We start from the raw sequence: 23,766 nt of genomic DNA, 5'->3' as shown, positions 1-23,766 counted from the left end.
CGGCCTGTTCGGAAAAGGGGTTCCCTGATGACTTCGCGAGACGAGCGGCACCGGGACAACGCGTACGGGGCGTGCGGGGAGTACGACCTGATCGTCGTCGGCGGCGGGCCGGCCGGGGCGACCGCCGCGACGGCCGTGGCCCGGCGCGGGCACCGGGTACTCGTGCTGGAGCGGGAGGCCTTCCCGCGGTACCAGATCGGCGAGTCGCTGCTGCCCGCCACCGTCCACGGCCTGTGCCGCCTCCTCGGTGTCGCCGACGAGGTCGCGGCGGCCGGGTTCACCCTCAAGCGGGGCGGGACCCTGCGCTGGGGCCGGGATCCGGAGCCCTGGCAGTTCTCCTTCGCGACGACACCACGGCTGCCGGAGCCCACCGCGACCGCCTTCCAGGTGGAGCGCTCCCGGTTCGACGAGATCCTGCTGCGCAACGCCGAACGGGCCGGCGCCGAGGTACGGGAGCGCAGTCCGGTGCGCCGGGTGCTGACCGTGGGCGAGCGGGTGCGCGGTGTCGAGTACAGCGACCCCGACGGCACCCCGCGCACCGCGCACGCCCGGTTCGTCGTCGACGCGTCCGGCAACACCAGCCGGATCCACGGCCGGGTGGGCGGGGCACGGGTGTACTCGGACTTCTTCCGCAACCTCGCCGTGTTCGGCTACTACGCGGGCGGCCGGCGCCTGCCGGCGCCGAACGAGGGCAACATCCTCTGCGCCGCGTTCGACGCCGGCTGGCTCTGGTACATCCCGCTGCGCGACGACCTGACCGGTGTCGGTGCCGTCGTCTCGCCCGAGCACTACGCGGCGGTCCAGAACGACCCGCGTGCCGCGTGGCAGGACATGATCAAGGCCTGCCCCGAGGTCGGCCGGCTGCTCACGGACGTACCGGTCGCGACGGAGCCGCCGTACGACCGGGTCCGGGTGCGCAAGGACTACTCGTACTGGAAGACGTCCCTGTGGGTCCCGGGCATGGCGCTGGTCGGCGACGCCGCCTGCTTCGTGGACCCGGTGCTCTCCTCGGGCGTCCATCTGGCCACCTACGGCGCCCTGCTGGCGGCCCGCGCGGTGAACGCGGCCCTGGAGGGCACCGTGCCGGAGGGACGCGGTTTCGCCGAGTTCGAGGCGCGTTACCGCCGGGAGTACGGGGTGTTCTACGAGTTCCTCGTCGCGTTCTACGACATGGAGCGGGACGAGGACTCGTACTTCTGGTCGGCGAAGAAGATCACCCGGGTGGACGTCGGCGAGGCCGCCGCCTTCGCCGAGCTGGCCGGGGGTGTGGCGTCGGGTGACACCGGGATTCCGGGCGCCGGCGGCCTCGGTGTCCGGTGGAGCGGGTCGGCGGCCGAACTGGAAGGCGCGGTGGGCCGGTTGGCCGGGACCGGCGACCGCACGAACCCGCTGCTGGCCACCCGGGTCGTCGCGGAGACCTTCCGCACCGGCAACGACCTCCAGGAGCAGGCCCTGTACGGCGCCCCGCTGGACGGCCCGGTCCCGTCGCCGTCCGGCGCCGGCAGGCTCGGGGTCACCGAGGACGGTCTGTCCTGGCTCCCGGGGTGACACCGGCGGCCCCGGGCGGAGCGCCGATCACCGGCCGAAGGGACGCACCTCGGGCACGGAGGCCGACGGGTCCGCTGCCTTCCGGCCGCGCAGCCGGCGGTCGAAGAAGGAGGCGAGGCAGAGTCGTTCGGCGGGGATCGCGCGGGCCGGGGCGATGGTGCCGATGTTCAGCTCGACCGTCTCGCGGGGCAGGCCCAGCCGGCGGGCGAGCTGCGGGATCATCGCCTCCTCGTCGGTGAACGTGGCGTGTTCGGCGCCGCACAGGGTCAGGCCCTCGCGCGGGCCCCGGCTGTGCCGCCACAGGGCGTTCCAGGACGGGACCGTGCTCAGGTCGTTGCCGTCCTTGCCGATCAGCAGGAAGGGCCGGTCGAGGCCGTCGGCGGCGACGGTGGAGAGGTGGCCGGACTCGTCGTCGTTCTGGACGTACGCGACGACGCCGTCCAGGTTGGCGCCGGCCGCGATGCGCCGGTCGTCGTGCATGGTCTGGAGTGCGGTGAAGCCTCCTGCCGAGTGGCCGAACATGCCGACGCGGTCCAGGTCGAGCACGCCGTGCAGGTCACGGGGCAGCGCGCGCGGCAGCTCGTCGAGCAGGAAGCGGGTGTCGGCCACCCGTACGTCGACCGTCTTCTTCAGGAGCGCCGCGATGCGCCTCTTGTCCGGGTAGGCCTTGTCGAACTCGGCGGGCAGCACCGTGCGTTCGACCCTGCCGTCGGGGAACTGGACGGCCGTGGCGTCGTAGGTGTGGTCGAGCATCACCACGACGTAGCCGCGGGAGGCGAGGTCGTCGCAGAGGGTGGTGCCGAGGGAGCGCGGGTCGCCGGTGCCGGGTGAGTAGCAGACGACCGGGTGGGGGCCGCGGTCCCGGTCGACGGGGGCGTCTGCGTGCGCGTGGGTGCGGGTGGCGGCCCAGTCGACCTGGTCGGCGGGCACGCCGGTGAGGTTGTTGACGGCGGCGAAGCCGGCGGCCTCCCCCGGCAGCATCTGCGGTGCCCGGGGGTGGCCGCCGGTGTCCCGGGCCGGGTACCGGATGCTGATCATCAGCTCCCGGTACGGCTGTGCGGTGATCCAGGGATCGGCGCGTGCGGTGTCGACGAGGCGCAGGGCAGTCGTCCCGACCGGATACGGTCCGCCGGGTTCGGGCAGGGTCAGCCGCACCGGGCCTGCCGCGCGCGGCTCGGTGGAGGCGGTGCGCGCGGAGACGGCGGACAGGGCGGTGGCGGCGACGGCCGACAGCAGAGCGGTACGGCGGGTGAGCAAGACAGGCCTCCTTGGCTGCGCGGACCGGGCCGACCACGCCGACTGCGCGTGTTCCGCGGCTCCGTTCAGCTTTGCGGTCGGACCGGGCCGTCACCATCCGGCAGGCCTGCCGTCACCCCGGGGGTCAGCCCTACGCCCGGCCCTGCCGGCGGTGGGTGGCGTAGGAGCCCGCCGGTACGGTCGTGACGAAGCTCCGACCGCCGACGGTGACCCGGACCCTGCTGTGGGTGCCGTTGCCGTTGCCGAGAACGGTGACGCAGCCGCCGTCGCGGGTGCGGCACACGACGTCGCTCACGCTGTGTCCAAGGGGCGCCGGTCTTTGTCCATGGACGGCGCATCCGTCGGCGGCAAGGGTCGGTGCATGGGTGAATCCGTGGTCGAGGAGAGGCGCGTGCCGGTGCGGGGGCGGATGCCGGGCGGGCTTGTCGCGCTGGCACTGGGCGGGTTCGGCATCGGGCTGACCGAGTTCCTGATAGCCGGGCTGCTGCCGCAGGTGGCGTCGGGTTTCGCGGTGTCGGAGGCGACCGCGGGGCGGCTGGTCTCCGGGTACGCGCTGAGTGTCGCCGTCGGCGCGATCGCGCTCACCGCGGCGACGGCACGGCTGCCGCGCAAGCGGGTCCTGGTCGGCCTGGTGGTGCTGTTCGTCGCCGGCAACCTGCTGTCCGCGGTCGCGCCCACGTACGGCGTGCTGCTGCTCGGGCGGATCGTCGCCGCCCTCTGCCACGGCTCGTTCTTCGGCGTCGGCTCCCTCGTCGCCCGGAGCCTGGTCGCGCCGGAGCGGAAGTCCCGCGCGGTGGCCGTCATGTTCGCCGGGCTGACGCTCGCGAACGTGCTGGGTGTGCCGTTCGGCGCGCTGGTCGGCGAACGCTGGGGATGGCGGGCGGCGTTCTGGGCCGTCACCGCGATCGGCGTGCTCGCGCTGGCCGGCATCATCGCCCTCGTGCCCGCCGGAGCCGGTGCGGTGCCGGGGGACGCGGCGGGCGGCGGCCTGCGGGAGCAGCTGCGGGCGTTCCGGTCCGCGCAGGTGTGGCTCACCCTCACCGCCACCGCGCTCGGCTACGGCGGGATGTTCGGCGCGTTCAGCTACCTCGCCTACACCTTCACCGAGGTCGCCGGGTTCTCCTCGGCCGACGTCGCCTGGCTGCTGATGGTGTACGGCGTCGGCCTGGTCGTCGGGAACGTGATCGGCGGGCGGGCGGCGGACCGCGACCGGGACCGCGCGCTGGTTCTCGCACTGCTCGGACTGACCGTCACCCTGGCCGTGTTCGGTCTGCTGGCCGGCAGCGCCCCCGCTTCCGTGCTGCTGGTGTTCCTGCTGGGGGTGACCGGGTTCGCCGCCGTACCCGGCATGATCACCCGGGTGACCGACGCGGCCGGGGGCGCGGCGCTGGCCGCGAGCGCCAACGTGTCCGCGTCCAACGTCGGCAACGCCCTCGGCGCCTGGCTCGGCGGCCTGGCCATCACCGCGGGCCTCGGCTACGCGGCGCCGCTGTACACCGGCGCCGCTCTCACCCTCGCGGCGCTGGTGGTCATGGTCGTCGCCGCGCGCGGAGCCGTGTCGTCCGCGGGACGCGGCGTTTGAGGTGGCCGTCAGGCGCCCAGGCGGTTGATGTCCTTGCTGTACAGCACCCGGCTCTCGGTCACGCCCGGGCGGGTCACCGCCAGCATGGCGCGGCCCAGGTGTTCGGTGGTCGTGCTGTGGGCGGGGACGAGGCGGTGCAGCAGGGGGTAGAGCCAGGAGGTGAGGGTGTACATGACGCGGTAGGAGCGGGTCCGGGAGACCGCGCCGTGCCGGGGCTGGATGTAGCCGGGACGGAACATGTACGCGTTCACCGGGAGGGCGAGCAGCGCGTTCTCCGTGCGGCCCTTCACCCGGGCCCACATGGTGCGGCCCTGTTCGGTGCTGTCGGTGCCCTCGCCTGAGACGTAGACGAAGGTCGGGCCGGGACTCGCGGCGAGCACCGCGCGGGCCGCGGCGAGCGTGAAGTCGTGGGTCACGCGGGTGTATTCGGCCTCGCTCATGCCCGCGGAGGACACACCGAGGCAGTAGAAGCAGGCGTCCAGGCCGGTCAGCCGGTCGGCGAGGGCGGACAGGTCGGTGAAGTCGTCGTGGAGGACCTCGGTCAGCTTCGGGTGGGTGATGCCGAGCGGGCGGCGGCCCACCACCAGGACGCTGCCGACCGTGGGGTCCAGGAGGCAGGCGCGCAGGACGCCCTGTCCGACCATGCCGGACGCACCGAACACGACGACGTTCACGAGGATCTCCGTTGCTGGGAGGCGGCGTCCGGCGCGGGGCCGGACGTCCACCAGGCGGGGGCGCAGGCCACGGCCGCGTCGACCAGGTCGTCCTTGGTCACGGACGGGTCGTCGAGCCAGGCCTTGACGGCCCCGGCGAACCCGTGGGCCATGAACCGGGCGACGACCTTGCGGTCGGCGCCGGGGCGGCCGGGCTGCTCGCCGCGGGCCAGGAACGCCAGGGTGTAGTCGCCGAAGTGCCGTACGAGTGCCTCGTAGACACCGCTGTCCGCGGGGTCGGCGAGGGAGTTGCGGTAGATGTCCAGGAACCGTTCGACGTGGTCGGCGACCTCTGCCGTGGCGAGGCGGAGCAGTTCCCGGTCGGAGTGCCCGCCCCGGGCCCGCAGCTCCTCCTCCCGGCGGTGGCCGCGTTCCAGGTCGTCGTGGAGCACCTGGATGAGCGGGTCCAGCGGGGTGCTGTAGCGGTTGTAGAAGGTCGCCCGGGTGACGCCGGCCCGGTCCGCGAGCTCGGCGACGGTGATCTGCGAGACGGGACGCGCCGAGGCCAGTGCCACGACGGCCTCCTCGAAGGCGTGGACCGTGCGGGTGACACGCGGATCGATCCGCTCGTTCAGCGCACTGCCCTCCTGCGTCTCGCCGGTGCGCGGTCACTCCGGACAGCTCTTTTATACACCTGTCCAATAGACGGATCGACGCATGTCCGCACGCCTGCCCTCCTCAGGATCCGCCCCTCGACGCCCTGAGCGGCGTCAGACCGGCAGCCGGCGGGTGAACCAGTCGCGGGCCAGGCTGGCGACGCGTTCCAGGGTGCCGGGCTCCTCGAACAGGTGGGTCGCGCCGGGGACGACTTCGAGGCGGGTCTCGCCGGGGATCCGCCGCGCCGCCGCCCGGTTGAGCCGCAGGACCTCGCGGTCTCGTCCGCCGACGATCAGGAGCGTCGGCGCACGGACGGACGCCAGCGCGTCCGCGGCCAGATCCGGCCGTCCGCCCCGGCCGACGACCGCGCGGACCGTCTCCGGGCGCGCGGCGGCGGCGACGAGCGCGGCGGCCGCACCCGTGCTGGCGCCGAACAGCCCGCACCCGAGGCCCGCGGCGGGCCGGTACTCCCGGAGCCAGTCGGTGAGGCCGGTCAGGCGGGCGGCGAGCAGCCCGATGTCGAAGCGCAGCGCCCCTGTGGCCGCGTCGGCCCGCTCCTCCTCGGGGGTGAGCAGGTCGGCGAGGACGGTGCCGATCCCGGCCGCCTGCAGTTCACCGGCGACGAAGCGGTTGCGGGGGCTGTGCCGGCTGCTGCCACTGCCGTGCGCGAACAGCACGACCCCCTCGGCCCCCTCGGGAACGGTCACGTCGGCATCGAGCCACACCTCTGCCACGGGTATCCGCACGCTCTTCACGACCGCGTTCACGGCCCCTCCTCACCTGCGAGCCCACACACCTGCGCAAGAACGGGACACAAAACACAATAAGCACGTCAAACGGTCCATACCCTCGCGGACCAGGCGCGGAGGCGAGCCGGTCGACTGCGGGGCACCGGATTTCCGGCCCGGCCCTCTTCTTCGGCAGGATGGGCGCCATGACCGAGATCCGCACCCCCCGCCTGCTCCTTCGTCGCTGGTACGACGACGACCTCGCGCCGATGGCCGACATCAACGCGGACCCGCGCGTCATGCGGTGGGTCGACGACGGCTCGGTGCGCGACCTGGAGGACACGGCCACGGCCATCGAAGAGTGGGAGGAGGAGTGGGACGAGGAAGGCTTCGGACTCTTCGCCGTCGAACTGCTGGCCTCGGGTGAGCTCGCGGGATTCACCGGTCTGTCCGTGCCCGGCTTCCTGCCGGAGGTGATGCCCGCCGTAGCGGTCGGCTGGCGGTTCGGCTCACAGTTCTGGGGCCAGGGATACGCGTCCGAAGCCGCCCACGCCACGCTGGAGTTCGCCCTCCAGGACCGCGGCCTCGACCGCGTCATCAGCATCACCCGGGTGGGGGACAGCGCCTCCGAGAACGTCATCCGCAAGCTCGGCATGGCTCCCGAGCGAGAGACGGTGCACCCGGTGTACGGCCACCCCCTCCGCGTTCACTCCATCGACCTGACGGAGTTCCAGGCGTGAAACGACCGCGCCGCCGATCGGCACCCGACTGCTGAGCGGGGCCCGCCCGCCCCCGACCCCTGAACGGGCTCTGCGCCGAGCGGCTTTCGCCGGCGGGAGAGCTCAGTCGGTGAGCAGCAGGCCGCGTCGCAGGCCGAGTTCGGACTCGGCCACGGTGCGCGGCATGTCCTCCGTGGGGGCCCTGCGGTGGTCGGCGCTGGTGTTGATGTACGCGCTGGCGCCGTCGATCGCGACAAGGACGCGGGTGGCGGCTCCCCAGGGATCCGCGCAGACGAAGACCCCGGCCGCGGCCCCGGCGGCGATGAGCTCCTCCAGGCGCCGGCACCACAGCAGTTCCTGCTTCGTCACGTGCTCGCACAGTACCGGACGGTAGCGCGACAGGTGCCGTGCGTTGAGCCAGAGCTTGCTCACGTCGTCGAAATCGGTGCTCGACGTGAGGCCGAAGAACCTCCGGAAGGCCGGTAGGGGGTCGCCCGGCTCGGGCGGCAGCAGGCTGTCGAGTTCCTTCATCGTGGCGTGGGTGAACGCCTCGGCCACCAGCTCGTCCGCCGCGGGGAAGTAGTGGCCGACGAGTCCGGGCTGGACTCCGAGCTCGTCGGCGACCCGGCGCAGGGTGACGCACTCCAGGCCTTCGGTGAGCCCGATCCGCGACGCCGTGGCGACGATCTCGCCGCGGCGTTCGGCGGGCGCCTTGCGGACACGCTTGCCGGGGGCTCTTGACGTCATACGACTAATGTTATTGAGTGGGCGACCAATAAAGCAATTGGTCGCATGCCCAATAAGTGGGATCGACCGGAAACCGACGCTCACAGCGGCGCCGATGTCCGCCCGAGACCACCGCTCGCCGCGGACCCCGGCCGGCGCAGCACCGTCAGGAGACCCACGTGAACGACTCCCCCACCGGTGCCGGTGAGCTGGGCCGTCTCCGCGGGCCCCACGTGGATGCGGGCGGTGATCGTCGCCTCCGGCAGACCGTCCTCCAACCCTGACCAGCTTCCTTCCCCCCTCTCATCCCCTGCCACTTGGAGGCACCATGTACGCGGTCACCGACCCGGCCACCGGCGAGATCGTCGAGACCTACCCGACCGCCACCGACGCCGAGATCGCCGCGGCCCTCGACGCCGCGCACGCCGCCGGCGCCTGGGGCCGGTCCAGCTCCGTGGCCGAACGTGCCGCGCTGCTGCGCCGCCTGGGCGACCTGCACGCCGAGCACAGCGGCGAACTCGCCGCGAGCATCGTGCGGGAGATGGGCAAGCCGCTCGCCGAGGCGGAGGGCGAGGTCGGCTTCTGCGTCGACATCTACCACTACTACGCCGACCACGCCGAGGAGTTCCTCGCCGACGAGGTGCTCGACGTCACCTCCGGCCCCGGCACCGCCGTGGTGCGGCGCGGTCCGGTCGGTGTCCTGCTCGGCATCATGCCGTGGAACTTCCCGGCCTACCAGGTCGCCCGGTTCGCGGCCCCCAACCTGGCCGTGGGCAACACCATCGTCCTCAAGCACGCCCCGCAGTGTCCCGCCACGGCGGCGCTGCTGGAGCGGCTGTTCGCCGAGGCCGGCTTCCCGGCGGGCGCGTACGTCAACGTGTACGCCACCAACGAGCAGATCGCCGACGTGATCGCCGACCCCCGGGTGCACGGTGTCTCGCTCACCGGCTCCGAGCGGGCCGGGGCCGCCGTCGCCGAGATCGCCGGCCGGCACCTGAAGAAGGTCGTGCTGGAGCTCGGCGGCTCGGACCCGTTCGTGGTGCTGTCCACGGACGACCTGGACTCCGTCGTCGAGGCCGCGGTCGCCGCCCGCCTCGACAACACCGGCCAGGCCTGCAACGCCGCCAAGCGGTTCGTGGTCGTGGCGGACCTGTACGACGCGTTCGTGGAGAAGTTCACGGCCCGGCTCCTCGACTCCGCCACCGGCGCCCCGCTCTCCTCGGCGGCCGCCGCCGAGACCCTCGCCCGGCAGGTCGGCCAGGCGGTCGCGGAGGGCGCCACCCTCCACGGCTCCACTGAGCGGCAGGGCGCCTACTTCCCGGCGGGCGTCCTCACCGGCCTCACCACCGAGCACACGGCGGCCCGCCAGGAGCTGTTCGGACCGGTCGCCATGGTCTTCCCGGCCGCCGACGAGACCGACGCCGTACGGATCGCCAACGACACCCCCTACGGCCTCGGTTCCTATGTCTTCACCACCGACCCGGAGCAGGCCACGCGGGTCGCCGACCGCATCGAGGCCGGCATGGTCTTCGTGAACGGTGTCGGCGCGGAGGGCGCCGAGCTGCCCTTCGGCGGCGTGAAGCGCTCCGGCTTCGGCCGGGAGCTCGGCCGTCTCGGCATCGAGGAGTTCACCAACAAGAAGCTGATCCGCACGGTGGCCTGAGCGGTACGGCGGATCGGCGGGCGGGCCCCGGGCGGCACGGCGCGCGGGGCCCCGGCCATCGGCCGCTGCCCCGTCGGCAGCGCACCGGCCGTCTGCCGTCAGCGTTGCGGTCAGCCGCGGTCCGTCCGCACCGCGAGTTCCGTCTCCACCAGCCGGTTCAGGTGGCGGCGGGCGTCCTCGGTGCTGAGCGGCGGTGACTGGCGCAGGCGTTGGAGGGCGAGGCCGTCGGCGAGGGCGGCGAAGCGGACGGTGAAGCCGTCGAGGTCGTCGCCGTCGAACTCGCCGTCCGTGACGCCCCGTTGGGCCAGGGCGCGGATCTGCCGGTGCCAGGCGGAGTAGCGGTCGGCCTGGCCGCGGGCGAAGGCCTCGTCGGTGGCCGGTTCGCCGGCGTGCCAGTAGTCGAACCACATCCGCCAGTGCCGGTCGGTGTCCTCGGTGAAGAGGGCGTCGACGAGCAGCCGCAGCGCCTCGGCGCCGCTGCCCGCCTGCTCGGCGGCCTCGCTGAGCTCCGCGTAGTAGCGCTCGATGTGCAGCACCATCGCCTCGGACAGGATCTCCTGGACACTGCCGAAGTGATAGGTGACCGTGCCGACGGAGACCCCGGCCGCGGCGGCCACGTCCCGGACGCCCACCGAGGCGTAGCCGCGCTCGGCGATCAGCGGGATGGCCGCCTCGACGATCAGCCGTCGGCGTACCTCGGTGGGCTGGCGGGTGCGGTCGGCGGCGGCGACGGCCCGGCGCGGCGGCTTCGCGGCGCGCTGCGGCTTGCCGGCGGTCATCCCGACGTCCTCGCGCTGGTGTGGTGCCAGGACCGCTTGACCACTGTCTCTCCGTTCGCCCGTGCCTCGATGCGGCTGTCCATGACGAAGTCCGCCGCCGAGGCGCGCAGCTCCGTACGCGCCATGATCTCAGCGTCGTACTCGTCGCCGCGCCGCAACCGGATCCGCCACTCGGACACGGCGCTCGCCGACAGCGGGTCGTCGCCGCGGACACGGTACGTCTCCCGGGCGCTCTCCTCGTAGCGGAGCCCGTCCGGGTACGTCCGTGATCCCCCGTAGTTGGGGTCGACCTCCAGGGTCCACTCCCCCGCCGCGACGTCGTGCGTGACCAGCCGTTCGGGACGGGGCTCGGCGGGCCGGTCGTAGGTCACCGGGAGCGGTGGCGCCTGTTCCGGCTCCTCGAAGGCGATCGGCGGTTCCTCTCCGGCCGCCCGTACGGGCAGGAGTACGGCGCTGTCGGCGGGTACGACCCGCAGTTCGCCGCGCTCGCCGTGCGGCCACACCCACGGCCAGTAGGCGTCGGAGACGGCGACCCGGACGCGGTGGCCGGGCGGGAAGGCGTAGCCGATGCCGGTGAGTTCGATCTCGACGTCCTCGTACGTGCCCGGGGTCCACTCCACCGTCCGGTCCCGGCCGTGCCGGCTGAGGAGGTTGAGCACCCCTCGGGTGACCAGCGTCGAGGAGCCGTCGGGAGCGACGTCGCAGAGCCGGACGATCACGTTGGCGCGCGGGGTGGCGCTGTCCAGGCGCAGTCGGACGCGGGGCCTGCCGAGGATCTCGACGCGTTCGGCGAGGGGTCCGGAGTCGAAGCAGACCGAACGGCCGTCCTCCTCGCGCTGGTCGGGCGGCAGGTCGCTGGCGTTGCCGAAGGGGAAGAAACGGCCGGCGTCGAGACCGGTGTGGAGCGGAGAGCGGACGAGGACCGGCTCGCTTCCGGGGGCGAGGGCGCGCTCGCTCCAGGTGGTCCTCGGGGAGGGCCAGTTGTCGTCGCCCACCCAGCGGCCGGGCATCACGTCGTACGAAGTGGCGGGCGGGACCGGGTCGTTGATCCAGGCGCGGAGCAGCGGTTCGCGCATCACCCCGGTGTCGGCGCCCTTGAGGTGCTGGTCCCACCAGCGCAGGGTCTCCTGGAGGAAGCCGATCGCCGGGCCGGGCGGCAGCCCCCGGTCGGGGTACTGGTGGGACCAGGGACCGATGAGGCCGCGGACGCGGTCGGCCGGGAGGTGCTCGACGAGGCGGAGCACGGTGTCGCGGTACGGGTCGTGCCAGCCGCCGACCGCGAGGACGGCGGCGTCGATGGCACCGTAGTCCTCGCAGACGCTGCCGTGCTTCCAGTAGGCGTCTCGTTCCTGGTGGTCGAGCCAGGTGTGCAGGAAGGGTGCGAGGGCAGCGAGGCGTTCCTGCCACATGGGCAGCCAGCGGTCGGCGCCGACGCTCGCCGGGTCCGGCGGGCGGGAGGCGAAGGCGAGCATGGTGCCGGCCCAGGCGAGCATGTCGATGCCGAGGACGGCGCCGCCGGTGTAGTGGACGTCGTTGTCGTAGCGGTCGTCGGTGGAGCAGACGGTGACGATGGCCTTGAGCGGTTCGGGGGCGAGGGCGGCTATCTGGAGGGAGTTGAAGCCGCCCCAGGAGATGCCGAACATGCCGACCTTGCCGGTGCACCAGGGCTGCGCGGCCAGCCAGTTGACGACGTCGACGCCGTCGGCGAGTTCCCGCGCGTCGTACTCGTCGCCGGGGGTGCCCTCGCTGTCGCCGTGGCCGCGGATGTCGACGCGGACGGAGGCGTAGCCGTGTCCGGCGTACCAGGGGTGGCGCTGGGCGTCGCGGGGCGCGGTCCAGTCGCTCTTGCGGTACGGGAGGTATTCGAGCAGCGCGGGTACGGGGTCGGTCTCGGCGTCCACGGGCCGCCAGATCCGTGCGTGCAGCCGGGTGGCGCCGTCCCGGGTGGGGATCCAGACGTCCTCGCGGACGACCTGGCGCTCGAACTGTTCGCGGTACTTCACGAAACTCCTTCGGCCACGGGGGTGTTGAGGGGCGTCCAGCGGCGGACGCGGTGACCGTCGCCGAGGTCGGTCCAGACGGCGTCCGCGTCGGTCGCGTCCGCCCAGTCGGGGGCGTCGTCGGTGAGGGGCGGTGCGTCGGGGTCGGGTTCGAGGGCGGCGGCCATCAGCCGGCGGGTGTAGGGATGGCCGGGCGCGCCGAAGACGGCCTCGGTGGGCCCCTCCTCCACCACGACCCCGTGCCGCAGGACGACGACCCGGTCGGCGATGCCGCGCACCACGGCGAGGTCGTGGCTGATGAACAGGCAGGCCAGGTCGCGTTCCCGGCGCAGGTCGTCCAGGAGGCGGAGCACCTCGGCCTGGACGGAGACGTCCAGGGCGGTGGTGATCTCGTCGGCGATCAGGACGTCCGGTTCTCCGGCCAACGCCCGTGCGATGCCGATGCGTTGGCGCTGGCCGCCGGAGAGCTGGGCAGGCAGCCGGTCGGCGAGGGCCGGGTCCAGGCGTACGTCGGCGATGAGCCGGCGGGCCTGCTCGGCGGCCTCGGTACGGCCGGTCGCGGTGCCGAAGAAGCGCAGCGGGCGGCGGACCGCGTCACCGACGGAGCGGCGGGGGTTGAGGGAGGTGTCGGCGTTCTGGAAGACCAGCTGGACCCGGCGCCGCAGCGAGAGCGGGCGCTTCGGCGCCGGGCGGGCCAGGTCACCGTCCTCGTGGGTCATGGTGCCGCCGGAGGGGGCGCGCAGCCCGGCCAGCGTCCAGGCCAGCGTGGACTTCCCGCTGCCCGACTCCCCGACGAGGGCGAGGACTTCGCCCCGGCGGACGTCGAAGGACACGCCGTGCACGGCACGGGTGCTGCCGTAGTCGATGGTCACGTCGTGCGCGGCGACGGCGACCGGCGCGCCGTCGGCGACGGCGACCTTGGCGCGGACCGTCCGCTCCCCCGCCTCGTCCACGACCGCGAGCCCGGCGTCGTCCAGGCGCGGCACGCTCGCCAACAGCCGCTTGGTGTAGGGGTCCTGGGGTGCGGTGAACAGCCGGCGGGTGGCCGCCGACTCCACCACCCGGCCCGTGTTCAGGACGCACACCTCGTCGGCCATGTGCGCGACGACGCCGAGGTCGTGGCTCACCAGGACGGCGGCCAGGCCGAGTTCGTCGCGCAGGGCGGCGATCAGGTCGAGGACGCTGCGCTGGGTGATGACGTCCAGGCCGGTGGTGGGTTCGTCGAGGACGAGGACCTTGGGGCGGGCGGCGATGGCCATGGCGATGGCGACACGCTGCTGCTGGCCGCCGGAGAGTTCGTGCGGGTAGCGGCGGGCGAGTTCGGCGGGGCGGGGCAGCCGGACCTGGTCGAGCAGGTCGACGACCGGGACCTCGCCGCCCGCCTCCTCGATCTGCCGCCCGATGCGCATGGTCGGGGTCAGCGCCCGTCCGGCGTTCTGGCCGACCATGGCGACGGTCCCGCCGCGCAGCAGCCGCAACTCCCGTGCGGGCAGCGCGAACACGTCCCGCCCGTCCACGTGGACGGTGCCGCCGGTGACGCGGGACCCGTGCCGCAGATGGCCCAGCAGGGTGGCGGCGACGGTGGACTTGCCGCTGCCGGACTCGCCGACGAGGGCGAGGGTACGGCCCGGCTCCACCTCCAGGGACACCTCGTGCACGACCGGCACCTCGCGGCCACCGGAACGGTAGGCGACGGAGAGGGAGTCGACGGAAACGACAGAGGTCATCAGGAACCCTCCCTGATCCGGTCCACGCCCCACGCCTTGGAGAGGCCGTCGGCCGCGAGGTTGAGCCCGACCACGAGAGTGGCCAGGGCGATGATCGGAGCAAGGCTCGCCATCGGGACGACGGTGATGGCGGTGCGGTTCTCGGCGACCATCAACCCCCAGTCGGGGGTGGGCGGGTCGGCGCCGAAGCCGAGGAAGGACAGCGAGGAGATCAGCAGCACCACCCAGGAGGCGCGCATCGCGAACTCCACGCAGACCACGTCGGTGATGTTCGGCAGCACCTCCCGGCGCAGGATCGCCCAGGTGCTCTCGCCCCGGGCCCGGGCGGCGGTCACGTAGTCCATGGGGACCACGGCCAGCGCGGCGCCGCGCACCACGCGGACGACCTGCGGGACGTAGACGACGGCGATGGCCAGGACGATCACCGCGGGCCCGGTGCCGAGCGCGGTGACGATGACGAGCAGGGCCAGGATCGACGGCACGGACAGGATCGCGTCGAGCACCCGGCCGAGCAGGTCGTCGAACCAGCCGCCGCGCAGGGCGGCGGCACAGCCGACGACCGTGCCGAGGGCGACGGTGATCAGGGTGGCGGCGACCGAGACGCCGAGCCCGTACCGGCCGCCGTAGAGCACCCGGGCGAGTACGTCGCGGCCGTACTGGTCGGTGCCGGCCCAGTGCTCCCAGCTCGGGCCGAGCAGGGCGTGCGAGGCGTCGTTGGCGATCGGGTCGTAGGAGGTGAGCAGCGGGGCGAGCAGCGCCACGAGGATGTGCACGGCGACGACGGCGAGGCCGACGAGGGCGGTGCGGGACGAGCGCAGGCCGCGCCAGGCGCGGACGGCCGCGTGCGGGGCCGCCGGGGCCCCGCCGGCGGTGGCCGGGGCGGTGTCGAGTGCGGTCACCGGGTCCTCCCTCGGGTGCGGAGCCTGGGGTTGAGGGCCATGGCGCCGAGGTCGGCGGCGAGGTTGCAGACGACGTAGATCACGGCGCTGACGAGGGCGATGGCCTGGATGACGGGCAGGTCCCGGTTCTGTACGGAGGAGAGCATCAGCTTTCCGATGCCGGGGTAGTTGAAGACGTTCTCGACGACCGCGACCCCGCCCGCGAGCCAGGCGACGTTGAGGGCGATCACGTGCAGGGTGGGCAGCAGGGCGCTGGGCAGCGCGTGCCGGGTGACGATCCGCCAGGTGGACAGGCCCTTGAGGCGGGCGGTGGTGACGTACTCGCCGGCCATCACGTCGATGACGGAGGTGCGGGCCATCCGCACGATGTAGGCGGCCATCACCACGGCGAGCGCGAGCGCGGGCAGCCATACAGCGGGCAGGAGTTGGCCGACGCTCGCCTCGGGGCCGTAAAGGACGACGGCCGGGAACCAGGGCAGCGCGACCGAGAAGACCAGCACCAGGACGGTGGCGACCACGAACTCGGGGACACTCATGCCGACCAGGCTGACGGTGGAGATGAGGTGGTCGGGCCAGCGGTCCCGGTACAGCCCTGCGAGGACGCCGAGGACGATCGACCCGGTCACCGCGAACAGCACGGTGACGACGGCGATGAGCGCCGAATTGCCGAGGTACAGGGCGACTTGGCCGCCGACGCCCTTGCCGGAGACGAGGGAGGTGCCGAAGTCGCCGTGCAGGGCGCCCTTGATCCAGTCGAAGTAGCGTTCCCAGGCGGGCCGGTCGAGACCGAGCTGCTCGCGCAGGGCGGCCACGGCGTCGGGGGTGGCGTCCTTGCCGAGGATCTGGGTGGCCACGTCACCGGGGAGGGCCTGCACCGCGAGGAAGACGAGGACGGAGGAGAGGAACAGCGTGCCGACGGCCGAGGCCAGCCGGCGCAGGGTGAACGACAGCATGCTCAGGCCCCCTTCACGCCGATGCCGAGGTAGTCGAACTCGAAGCCGTGCTCGGCGTAGCCGCGGACCTTCCGGGAGATGCCGACGAGCCGGTCCGCGAACATCGGGGTCATCGACCCGCCCCGCTCGATCACCAACGTCTGCGCCTCGCCGTACAGTTCACGGCGCAACGCGTCGTCGGTCTCGGCGCGGGCGCGGTCCAGGACGGCATCGAACTCCTTGTCGGACCAGGCGGTCTCGTTATAGGAGGAGCCGCTGCGGAAGATCTGGGTGAACAGCTGGTCGACGGGCCTGCCGGTGAACCAGTAGGTGGCCATCAGCGGCTTCTTCATCCAGATCTGCGTGTAGTACGAGTCCGCGGCGGCCGTCTTCACCCGGATCCGGATACCGGCCCGCTTGGCGGAGTCCTGGTAGGCGAGGGCCATCGGCGTGAACAGGGGGTCGTAGGAAGAGGTGTAGAGGTCGATGCTCAGCCCCTCCTGTCCGGCCTGCTTGAGGAGGTGGCGGGCCTTCTCGGGGTCGTGCGCGGGGTGGGCGGAGATGTGGGCGGGGTCGCTCGGCGGTACGGGGTTGTCCCACCCGGCGGTGCCCGCGCCCTGCAACGCCACCTTCACGACGTGCTCGGGGTCGTAGGCGAGCTTCATCGCCTGCCGGACGCGGACGTCCGTGAAGGGCTTCTCGGTGGTGAGCATCGGCAGCACGTACCACTGCGCGTCCTTCACCCGGGCGACGGTGGCCCGGTCGGAGGCGGCGACCACCCGGGCGGTGGCGAAGTCGAGGTTGGTCTGGGAGAGCAGGTCCACCTGTCCGGCGAGCAGGGCGTTGGAGCGGGCGGACATGTCGGCGACCGAGTAGAAGGCGATGGCGTCCAGGACCGGGCGGCCTGCCCAGTGGTCCTTGTTCGCGGTGACCCGGCCGGGGCCCGCCGGAGCGAAGGACTCCAGCTTGAAGGGGCCGGTGCCGATGCCGGTGCGGCCGATGCCCTTGGCGCTGCCGTCGGGGATGACGTAGCAGTTGTAGTGCGTGAGCAGGCTCGGGAACTCGGCGTTCGGGGTCTTCAGGGGGACGACGAGGGTGTGGGCGTCCGGAGTGCGCAGGGTGCTCGGGTCGACGAGCGGGGCGAGGACGGCGGCCTGGGGTGAGGCCGTGGCCTTGTCGAGGATGTGCCGCAGTGTGTAAGCGGCGTCGGCGGCGGTGAAGGCCCGGCCGTCGTGGAAGGTGACGTCCTTGCGGAGCCGGAAGGTCCAGGCGCGGGCCTTGGCGTCGGACTCCCAGGACTCGGCGAGGTCCGGGGCGAGTTCGCCGTCCGCGCCGACGCGGACCAGCCGGTTGTAGAGGGCGCCGAGGTATTCGTACGCCGACAGGGAGCTCGCCGGATCGAGGGTCTCGGCGTCGGAGGCCGGCGGCCGGGCGATGCGCAGGGTGCCGCCGGGGTCGGGGGTGCCCTTCAGGGCGGCAGCCGTCAGGTCGGGGGCGGCGGCTGCCCCCGTACAGCCGGTGAGCAGCCAGGACGCGCCGAGCGAGGCCGTCGCGGCCGCGCCCGCGGCGAGCACCGAGCGGCGCCCCGGGAGGCGCCCCGGGAGGTGGATGTCGGGCATGGACCGACCGTCTCTCTCGCTATTCGTTCAACGGAACGATTGAGTGGAGTTCGTGAACGATAACCAGGAGACGACTTCCAGCCAACCCGTCGGGCGCAGAAATTAACCTCGGGACACGCACCGGTAACACCCCGCACCGGCGTCGCGGGCGTCGTACGCCGGTACGCCGGACCGGTGCCGACTCCGCCGAGCACACCCACGAGGCGGGCACGGAGTCGCGGCCGACCGTCGGACCCGTCGACATTGCGTTCGCCTCTTACGCCGGTAGCCGCAGTCTCGGTCGGGCGCGGCGAGCGAGCTTGCGAAATGCCTTTTTCGCCGTGATCGACGAAGGCGGGTTCCGGGCTCGACATCATGAGCGCACCTCATTAATCGAACAGTACGAGAAGAGCCACGCCGGAGAAGTCCCCGGGAAGACCGGGGAAAGCCTGGGGAAGGCCCGGGGAAGGCCCGGGGAAGGCCCGGGGAAGGCCCGACGGCTGCCCGGATGCCGGTCACAGGTGGCCCGTGGGGGGCCAAGTGACCGCACCCCATCCCTTTTCCTTTGCGGTCCCGAAAGAACTCCCACGGGAAAACGAACCATTTTCTCGTCCGGTTCTTCCCGAACTCGAAAAGAGCGTGGGCAAGGTGAGCGAATCGAACCTTCAGGGTCTACGGTTCGTCATTTTCGTCCCATGGACGGGCAGTCAATCAATTGCCCGGAGTTGGCGAACGCCTCGCCGCACACAGCCCTCTGACAGCCTGTAATGGGCTTGCAGCCCGCGGTACAGGAAGCACGAGGCACGACCTTGACATCGACCGCACTCGATACCCCGGAACCGTCCCCCGAGCCCGCCGGGGAGCGGGCCCTCTTCCGCTCCTCCCCGGCCGCGTCACCCCGTACCCTCGTCGACGTCCTGCGGGCCACCGCCGCCCTGCACCCGGACGCACCCGCCCTGGACACCGGCACCGAGGTGCTGTCGTACCTCGCACTGTGCGCCGAGATCAGCCGACGCGGCCGGCACCTCACGGAGCGGGGAATCGGCCCCGGCGACCGGGTCGGCATCCGGGTGCCGTCGGGCGGCGCCGAGCTCTATCTGTCGATCCTCGCCGTGCTGTTCTGCGGGGCGGCCTACGTCCCGGTCGACGCCGACGACCCCGAAGAGCGTGCCGTCACGGTGTTCCGCGAGGCCGGAGTGTGCCACGTGATGGGTCCGCACCTGCCGCCCGTCGGCCTCGTGCCGCCGTCCGGAGCAGTGGCGGGACTGGTGACCGGAGCCGTGCCCGCTCCCGGCGACGACGCGTGGATCATCTTCACGTCCGGCTCGACCGGCGCGCCGAAGGGCGTGGCCGTCACCCACCGTTCCGCCGCCGCCTTCGTGGACGCCGAGGCGGTGTTGTTCCTGCGTGACCGTCCGCTCGGCCCCGGCGACCGGGTACTGGCGGGGCTGTCCGTCGCCTTCGACGCCTCCTGCGAGGAGATGTGGCTCGCGTGGCGTTCCGGTGCGTGCCTCGTGCCGGCCGACCGTGCCCTGGTACGGGCCGGCCACGAGTTGGCCCCCTGGCTCGTGGAACACGGGATCACCGTCGTCTCCACCGTCCCCACCCTGCTGGCCATGTGGCCCCAGGAGGCCCTGGACCGGGTCCGGTTGCTGATCCTCGGCGGCGAGGCGTGCCCTCCCGGCCTAGTCGAACGGTTCGCCGGTCACGGCCCGGAGATGTGGAACACCTACGGCCCCACGGAGACCACCGTCGTGGCCTGTGCCGCCCCGCTGCGGCCTGGGCAACCCGTGCGCATCGGACTGCCGCTGGCAGGCTGGGAGTTAGCCGTGGTGAACGAGGCCGGGCAGCCGGTGGTCCACGGCGAGCGGGGCGAACTGGTCATCGGCGGCGCCGGAACAGCGCGCTACCTGGACCCCCTCAAGGACGCGGAGCGCTTCCGGCCATGCTCCGCGCTGGACACGCCGCGCGCCTACCGCTCGGGCGACCTGGTGCGCGCCGACGCCGAGGGACTGGTCTTCCTCGGGCGCATCGACGACCAGGTCAAGCTCGGCGGGCGCCGTGTCGAACTCGGCGAGATCGACGCGGCCCTCCTTGCCCTGCCGGGCGTGCGGGGAGCGGCCGCGGCCGTTCGGTCGACCGCGGCCGGTGCCCAGGTGCTGGTCGGTTACGTCGTTCCGCAGCAGGCGGCCGACGGCGGCCGCGCCTTCGAGGCTGCCAAGGCCAGGGCGCTGCTCGGCGAACGGCTGCCCGCGCCCCTGGTACCGGTCCTGGCCGAGGTGACGGCCCTGCCCACGCGTGCGTCGGGCAAGGTCGACCGCGAGGCGCTGCCCTGGCCGGTGCCCCTGGCCGACGCCGGCCACGGTGACACCACGGAGCCGGTGCACGGCACGGCCGCTCGGCTGGCGGACGTCTGGGAGCAGTTGCTGGGCCTGCGGCCCGGCCCCGACAGCCACTTCGTGGAACTCGGCGGGAGCAGCCTGACCGCCGCCCGGATGGCCTCGATGCTGCGCGGGGGCTATCCGGGTCTCTCCGTCGCCGACCTCTACCGGCACCCCGTGCTGCGGAACATGGCGGACCATCTCGACTCGCTGGCCGGGTCCGTACGGGAGGTACGCCCCGTCAGGCCGCTGCCCCGGCGGACCGCTGTCGTCCAGTTCGCCGTCGTCCAGGCCGGTTACGGAATCACCGCGCTGCGCGGGCTGGTCGGCCTGGCGGTGGCGGACGACGTGCTCGGCTGGGTCGCACCGCACCGCTGGGCCCCGCACACGTCGTGGTGGCTGGTCCTGGTGGGCTGGGCGGTGCTCTTCAGCGCGCCGCTGCGCTGCCTCATCGGCGCCGGCCTCGCCCGTACGCTGACCGGCTCGATCAGCCCGGGGGACCATCCGCGCGGCGGACGGGTCCACCTGCGGCTGTGGACCGCGGAACGGGCAGTGGCCGCGTTCGGTGTCCCCGCCCTGCTCGGCACCCCGTGGGCCGTTCGCTACGCCCGGATCCTCGGCTGCCGGACCGGACGGGACGTACGACTGCACGCCATGCCCCCGGTGACGGGCCTGGCCGAACTGGGCGACGGATGCGGCATCGAGCCCGGGGCGGACATCGCAGGGTGGTGGCTCGACGGCGACACGCTGCACATCGGCGCCGTCACCGTCGGCGCGGGCGCCCGGGTGGGCCACCGCAGCACCCTGCTGCCGGGCGCCGTGGTGGGACGCGGTGCGGAACTGGCCGCCGGCAGCTGCCTCGACGGCCGGATCCCCGACGGCCGGGTATGGACCGGCTCGCCGGCCCGGCCGGCCGAGCCCGCGCAACACCTCGCGGGCGTCGGCCGGCCCGCGCGGCCTGCGCACCGCTCGCGTGCCTGGCGGTCGGCCTACGCGCTCTCCCTCGCCCTGCTTCCCCTGCTGTCCCTGCTCGCGGCGGCCCCCGCGCTGTTCGCCGCCTGGCTGCTGGTGCGGGACACGCCGACGCTGCCGGAGGCGGCCGGGCATCTGCTCGTCGCCGCGCCGCTGTTCACGGTCCTGACCACGGTGTGCGGGATACTCGTCACCGCGGTCGCGGTGCGGCTGCTGAGCCGCTCGATCAGGCCCGGCCTGTACCCCGCGGACGGGGGCGTAGCCTGGCGGGCGTGGCTGGTGACCCGGATGCTCGACGGCGCTCGCGGCAGCCTGTTCCCCCTCTACGCGAGTCTGGCCACGCCGTACTGGCTGCGGCTGCTCGGCGCACGCGTCGGCCGCGGCACCGAGATCTCCACCGTCCTGCCGCTGCCGTCCCTGCTCCGCGTGGACGACGGGGCCTTCCTCGCCGACGACACACTCGTCGCGCCGTTCGAACTGCGCGACGGATGGCTGCTGTTGGGCCCGGTGCGCATCGGGGCGCGGGCGTTCGCGGGGAACTCGGGCATCGTCGCGCCCGGCCGCGACGTCCCCGACCGGGCGCTGGTGGGTGTGCTGTCCGACGCGCCGGCCGACGGCAGGCCGGGCATGTCCTGGATCGGCCGGCCGGTGATGCCGTTGCCGCGCGTTCCGGACAGCGCCGACCCCGCACTGACGTTCGCTCCGCCCCGTCGGCTGGTGGCGGCCCGCGCGGCCGTGGAGGTGTGCCGACTGCTCCCGATGATGGTGGGCACGCTCCTGGCCGAGTGCCTGTTCCTGACCGGGCAGGAGGCCCTGGACCGGGGCGGACTTCTCCTGGCCGCGGTGGCCGGCGTTCCCTTGCTGCTCGCCGCGTCGGTGCTGGCCTGCCTGATCACGACCGGCGTCAAGTGGCTGCTCGTGGGGCGCTTCCAGGCGGTCGAGCGGCCCCTGTGGTCGTCTTTCGTGTGGCGCAACGAGTTGTTCGACACGTTCGTGGAGACGCTGGCCGTGCCGTGGGGAGCGGGTGCGCACCTCGGCACGCCCGCGCTGAACTGGTGGCTGCGCTCGCTGGGGGCGCGTGTCGGCCGCGGGGTGTGGTGCGAGACGTACTGGCTGCCGGAGACCGATCTGGTCAGCCTCGGCGACGGGGTCAGCGTCAACCGCGGATGTGTTCTGCAGACCCATCTGTTCCACGACCGGATCATGCGGATGGACACCGTGCGCCTGGGCGCCGGGGCCTCACTCGGCCCGCACAGCATCGCCCTGCCCGGCACCACGGTCGGCGCCGGCGCGTCCATCGGCGCGGCCTCCCTCGTGATGCGCGGTGAGACGGTGCCCGAGGGCACACGCTGGACGGGCAACCCCATCGCCGGGGTCCCCGCGACCGGCACCATGACGGGCACCACGACCGGCACCATGACCGGTTTCGGCGAAGGGGATGCGGCATGACGTGGTGCAGCCGGCGTGCGCTGCTGCGCGGTGCGGCGCTCGCTCCCCTGGCGGCGACGGCCATGGACAGCCCGTCCCGCGAGGCCGAGCGCTACTTCGCCGGCCACGGCACCGACGGCCACCGCACTCTCGCCTACGACCTGCGCCTGACGTACGACCCGGCCGCCGCCACGCTCGACGGCCGGGCGCACATCCGCGCGGTGGCCGCGCGGACGCTGCGGCAGGTCCACCTCGACCTCGCCGGGCTGAGCGTGCACGACGCCCTGGTCGACGGGATCCCCACGCGCCCGTACCGCAAGGGGCGCAAGCTGGTGCTGCCCGCACCGCGGCCGATCAGGGCGGGCACGCCGTTCACCCTGGAGATCGGCTACGGCGGCCGGCCGGGCCCGGTGCGCACGCCGTTCGGCCTCATCGGCTGGGACCGCACCGGCGACCCGTACGACGGCACTCTGGTGGCCGCGCAGCCGCTCGGCGCCCCGTCGTGGTTCCCGTGCAACGACCGGCCGGACGACAAGGCCGAGTTCACCTTGCGGGTGACCGTGCCCCGCGGCCACCAGGTCATCGCCAACGGCACGCTCCTGCACCGCGGGGGCACGGGTTCGAGCGAGTGCTGGACGTACCATCACCCCGGTCCCATGGCCCCCTATCTCGCCGCGCTGTACACCGGCCGGTTCGCCCGGCGGACCTGGCAGGCCCGCGACACGGCGACCGGCCGCCGGGTCACCGGCCGCGACGCCTACCCCGCGCGCATCTCCCGGGAGGCCGCGTACGACCTGGCCCGTCAGCCCGAGATGGTGGAGACCTTCACCGGCTGGTTCGGTCCGTACCCCTTCGAGACGTACGGCGCGGTCGTGGTGGACGCCGATCTGGACGAGCCCGTCGAGAACCAGACGGCGTCCGTCTTCGGCCGCAACCACATAGACGGCGACCGGACGTGGGAGACGCTCGTCGCACACGAACTCGTCCACCAGTGGTACGGAAACAGCGTGAGCCTGCGGGACTGGCGGGACATCTGGCTCAACGAGGGCTTCGCCACCTACGGGGAGTGGCTGTGGTCGGAGCACATCGGCGAGGACTCCGCCGACACCATCGCCAGGGCGGCCTGGCACACCATGGACAGGAGGCACGACGGCCTGCGGATCGCCGACCCCGGACCGGACCGTCTCTTCGACGACCGCGTCTACTCCGGCGGCGCGTGCACCCTGCACGCTCTGCGTCTGACGGCGGGCGACGAACGGTTCTTCTCGATGCTGCGCGGCTGGCACCGTGCCCACCGCGGCAGCAGCGCCGACACCGCGACCTTCATCGCCCACGCCGCACGCTCGATGCCCGCGACAGCGGAGCCCCTGCTGCGCGCCTGGCTCTACGACACCCGCCTCCCACCCCTGCCGCCCGCCGCGACCTGACGCCATGTACCGCAGGGCACAGGGTTCCCGCCACCCACCGGTCGGCGGCGGCTCGCGGTGTCGCGGGGCTGCGGGGCGGCTCAACTACGT

Annotated in this window: 19 protein-coding genes; 6 read left to right on the top strand and 13 right to left on the bottom strand. The window is 73.1% G+C overall.

Annotation, left to right across the window (positions count from 1 at the left end):
• Positions 1–27 precede the first annotated feature (27 nt).
• The gene (locus ACGF5O_RS26855) at positions 28–1,548 is read left to right on the top strand and encodes a tryptophan 7-halogenase (protein WP_393812424.1); all 1,521 of its coding nucleotides are present in this window, start codon (positions 28–30) and stop codon (positions 1,546–1,548) included.
• Positions 1,549–1,575: 27 nt separating this feature from the next.
• On the opposite strand, the gene ACGF5O_RS26850 is transcribed toward ACGF5O_RS26855, so the two are convergent.
• The gene (locus ACGF5O_RS26850; protein WP_393812423.1) at positions 1,576–2,805 is read right to left on the bottom strand and encodes an alpha/beta hydrolase family protein; all 1,230 of its coding nucleotides are present in this window, start codon (positions 2,803–2,805) and stop codon (positions 1,576–1,578) included.
• 130 nt (positions 2,806–2,935) lie between these two features.
• The gene (locus tag ACGF5O_RS26845) at positions 2,936–3,100 is read right to left on the bottom strand and encodes a hypothetical protein (RefSeq protein ID WP_393812422.1); all 165 of its coding nucleotides are present in this window, start codon (positions 3,098–3,100) and stop codon (positions 2,936–2,938) included.
• A gap of 114 nt (positions 3,101–3,214) precedes the next feature.
• On the opposite strand from ACGF5O_RS26845, the gene ACGF5O_RS26840 reads away from it, so the two are divergent.
• A complete protein-coding gene (locus ACGF5O_RS26840) occupies positions 3,215–4,387 on the top strand; it encodes an MFS transporter (RefSeq protein ID WP_393812708.1) in 1,173 nt (390 codons plus the stop codon).
• 8 nt (positions 4,388–4,395) lie between these two features.
• Here ACGF5O_RS26840 and ACGF5O_RS26835 read toward each other — a convergent pair whose 3' ends face one another.
• The 3 genes from ACGF5O_RS26835 to ACGF5O_RS26825 form a co-directional block, all read right to left on the bottom strand.
• Positions 4,396–5,061, bottom strand: coding sequence for an epimerase (locus tag ACGF5O_RS26835; protein WP_393812421.1), 666 nt, complete (start codon positions 5,059–5,061; stop codon positions 4,396–4,398).
• Complete coding sequence (locus ACGF5O_RS26830; RefSeq protein WP_393812420.1) at positions 5,058–5,615, bottom strand: TetR/AcrR family transcriptional regulator; 558 nt, start codon at positions 5,613–5,615, stop codon at positions 5,058–5,060. The genes ACGF5O_RS26835 and ACGF5O_RS26830 overlap by 4 nt, the downstream gene beginning before the upstream one ends.
• 195 nt (positions 5,616–5,810) lie before the next feature.
• Positions 5,811–6,464: a dienelactone hydrolase family protein gene (locus ACGF5O_RS26825; RefSeq protein WP_393812419.1), complete on the bottom strand. Its 654-nt coding sequence runs from the start codon at positions 6,462–6,464 to the stop codon at positions 5,811–5,813.
• A 167-nt stretch (positions 6,465–6,631) separates the two neighbouring features.
• Here ACGF5O_RS26825 and ACGF5O_RS26820 point away from each other — a divergent pair, with 167 nt between their 5' ends.
• The gene (locus tag ACGF5O_RS26820) at positions 6,632–7,165 is read left to right on the top strand and encodes a GNAT family N-acetyltransferase (RefSeq protein ID WP_393812418.1); all 534 of its coding nucleotides are present in this window, start codon (positions 6,632–6,634) and stop codon (positions 7,163–7,165) included.
• 102 nt (positions 7,166–7,267) lie between these two features.
• Here ACGF5O_RS26820 and ACGF5O_RS26815 read toward each other — a convergent pair whose 3' ends face one another.
• Positions 7,268–7,891, bottom strand: a complete 624-nt coding sequence (locus tag ACGF5O_RS26815) for a TetR/AcrR family transcriptional regulator (RefSeq protein ID WP_393812417.1) — start codon at positions 7,889–7,891, stop codon at positions 7,268–7,270.
• An 80-nt stretch (positions 7,892–7,971) separates the two neighbouring features.
• The gene (locus tag ACGF5O_RS26810; protein ID WP_393812416.1) at positions 7,972–8,148 is read right to left on the bottom strand and encodes a hypothetical protein; all 177 of its coding nucleotides are present in this window, start codon (positions 8,146–8,148) and stop codon (positions 7,972–7,974) included.
• 50 nt (positions 8,149–8,198) lie between these two features.
• Between ACGF5O_RS26810 and ACGF5O_RS26805 the strand changes: the two genes are divergently transcribed.
• Positions 8,199–9,533, top strand: coding sequence for an NAD-dependent succinate-semialdehyde dehydrogenase (locus ACGF5O_RS26805; protein WP_393812415.1), 1,335 nt, complete (start codon positions 8,199–8,201; stop codon positions 9,531–9,533).
• Between the two features lie 110 nt (positions 9,534–9,643).
• On the opposite strand, the gene ACGF5O_RS26800 is transcribed toward ACGF5O_RS26805, so the two are convergent.
• Genes ACGF5O_RS26800 through ACGF5O_RS26775 form a run of 6 tightly spaced genes read right to left on the bottom strand, consistent with a single transcriptional unit; the run spans position 9,644 to position 17,489 of the window.
• On the bottom strand, positions 9,644–10,312 hold the full coding sequence (locus tag ACGF5O_RS26800; RefSeq protein ID WP_393812414.1) for a TetR/AcrR family transcriptional regulator: 669 nt from the start codon (positions 10,310–10,312) through the stop codon (positions 9,644–9,646).
• Positions 10,309–12,315 (bottom strand): CocE/NonD family hydrolase, encoded by a 2,007-nt coding sequence (locus tag ACGF5O_RS26795; protein ID WP_393812413.1) that lies wholly within the window; start codon positions 12,313–12,315, stop codon positions 10,309–10,311. Before ACGF5O_RS26795 ends, ACGF5O_RS26800 begins: the two co-directional genes overlap by 4 nt.
• Positions 12,312–14,039: a dipeptide ABC transporter ATP-binding protein gene (locus ACGF5O_RS26790; protein ID WP_393812412.1), complete on the bottom strand. Its 1,728-nt coding sequence runs from the start codon at positions 14,037–14,039 to the stop codon at positions 12,312–12,314. The genes ACGF5O_RS26795 and ACGF5O_RS26790 overlap by 4 nt, the downstream gene beginning before the upstream one ends.
• Positions 14,039–14,938 (bottom strand): ABC transporter permease, encoded by a 900-nt coding sequence (locus tag ACGF5O_RS26785; RefSeq protein ID WP_393812411.1) that lies wholly within the window; start codon positions 14,936–14,938, stop codon positions 14,039–14,041. Before ACGF5O_RS26785 ends, ACGF5O_RS26790 begins: the two co-directional genes overlap by 1 nt.
• Positions 14,935–15,891 (bottom strand): ABC transporter permease, encoded by a 957-nt coding sequence (locus ACGF5O_RS26780; RefSeq protein WP_393812410.1) that lies wholly within the window; start codon positions 15,889–15,891, stop codon positions 14,935–14,937. Before ACGF5O_RS26780 ends, ACGF5O_RS26785 begins: the two co-directional genes overlap by 4 nt.
• Positions 15,892–15,893: 2 nt before the next feature.
• A complete protein-coding gene (locus ACGF5O_RS26775) occupies positions 15,894–17,489 on the bottom strand; it encodes an ABC transporter substrate-binding protein (RefSeq protein WP_393812409.1) in 1,596 nt (531 codons plus the stop codon).
• A 746-nt stretch (positions 17,490–18,235) separates the two neighbouring features.
• Between ACGF5O_RS26775 and ACGF5O_RS26770 the strand changes: the two genes are divergently transcribed.
• Both ACGF5O_RS26770 and ACGF5O_RS26765 read left to right on the top strand, forming a co-directional pair.
• On the top strand, positions 18,236–22,270 hold the full coding sequence (locus ACGF5O_RS26770) for a Pls/PosA family non-ribosomal peptide synthetase (RefSeq protein WP_393812408.1): 4,035 nt from the start codon (positions 18,236–18,238) through the stop codon (positions 22,268–22,270).
• Positions 22,267–23,676, top strand: a complete 1,410-nt coding sequence (locus ACGF5O_RS26765; protein ID WP_393812407.1) for a M1 family metallopeptidase — start codon at positions 22,267–22,269, stop codon at positions 23,674–23,676. The genes ACGF5O_RS26770 and ACGF5O_RS26765 overlap by 4 nt, the downstream gene beginning before the upstream one ends.
• Positions 23,677–23,766 lie beyond the last annotated feature (90 nt).

The sequence above is a fragment of the Streptomyces sp. NPDC048291 genome (genome assembly GCF_043201715.1).
Lineage (GTDB): Bacteria > Actinomycetota > Actinomycetes > Streptomycetales > Streptomycetaceae > Streptomyces.
The sequence above is the reverse complement of the archived record's forward strand: the minus strand, read 5'-3'. Positions and strand labels throughout refer to the sequence as shown.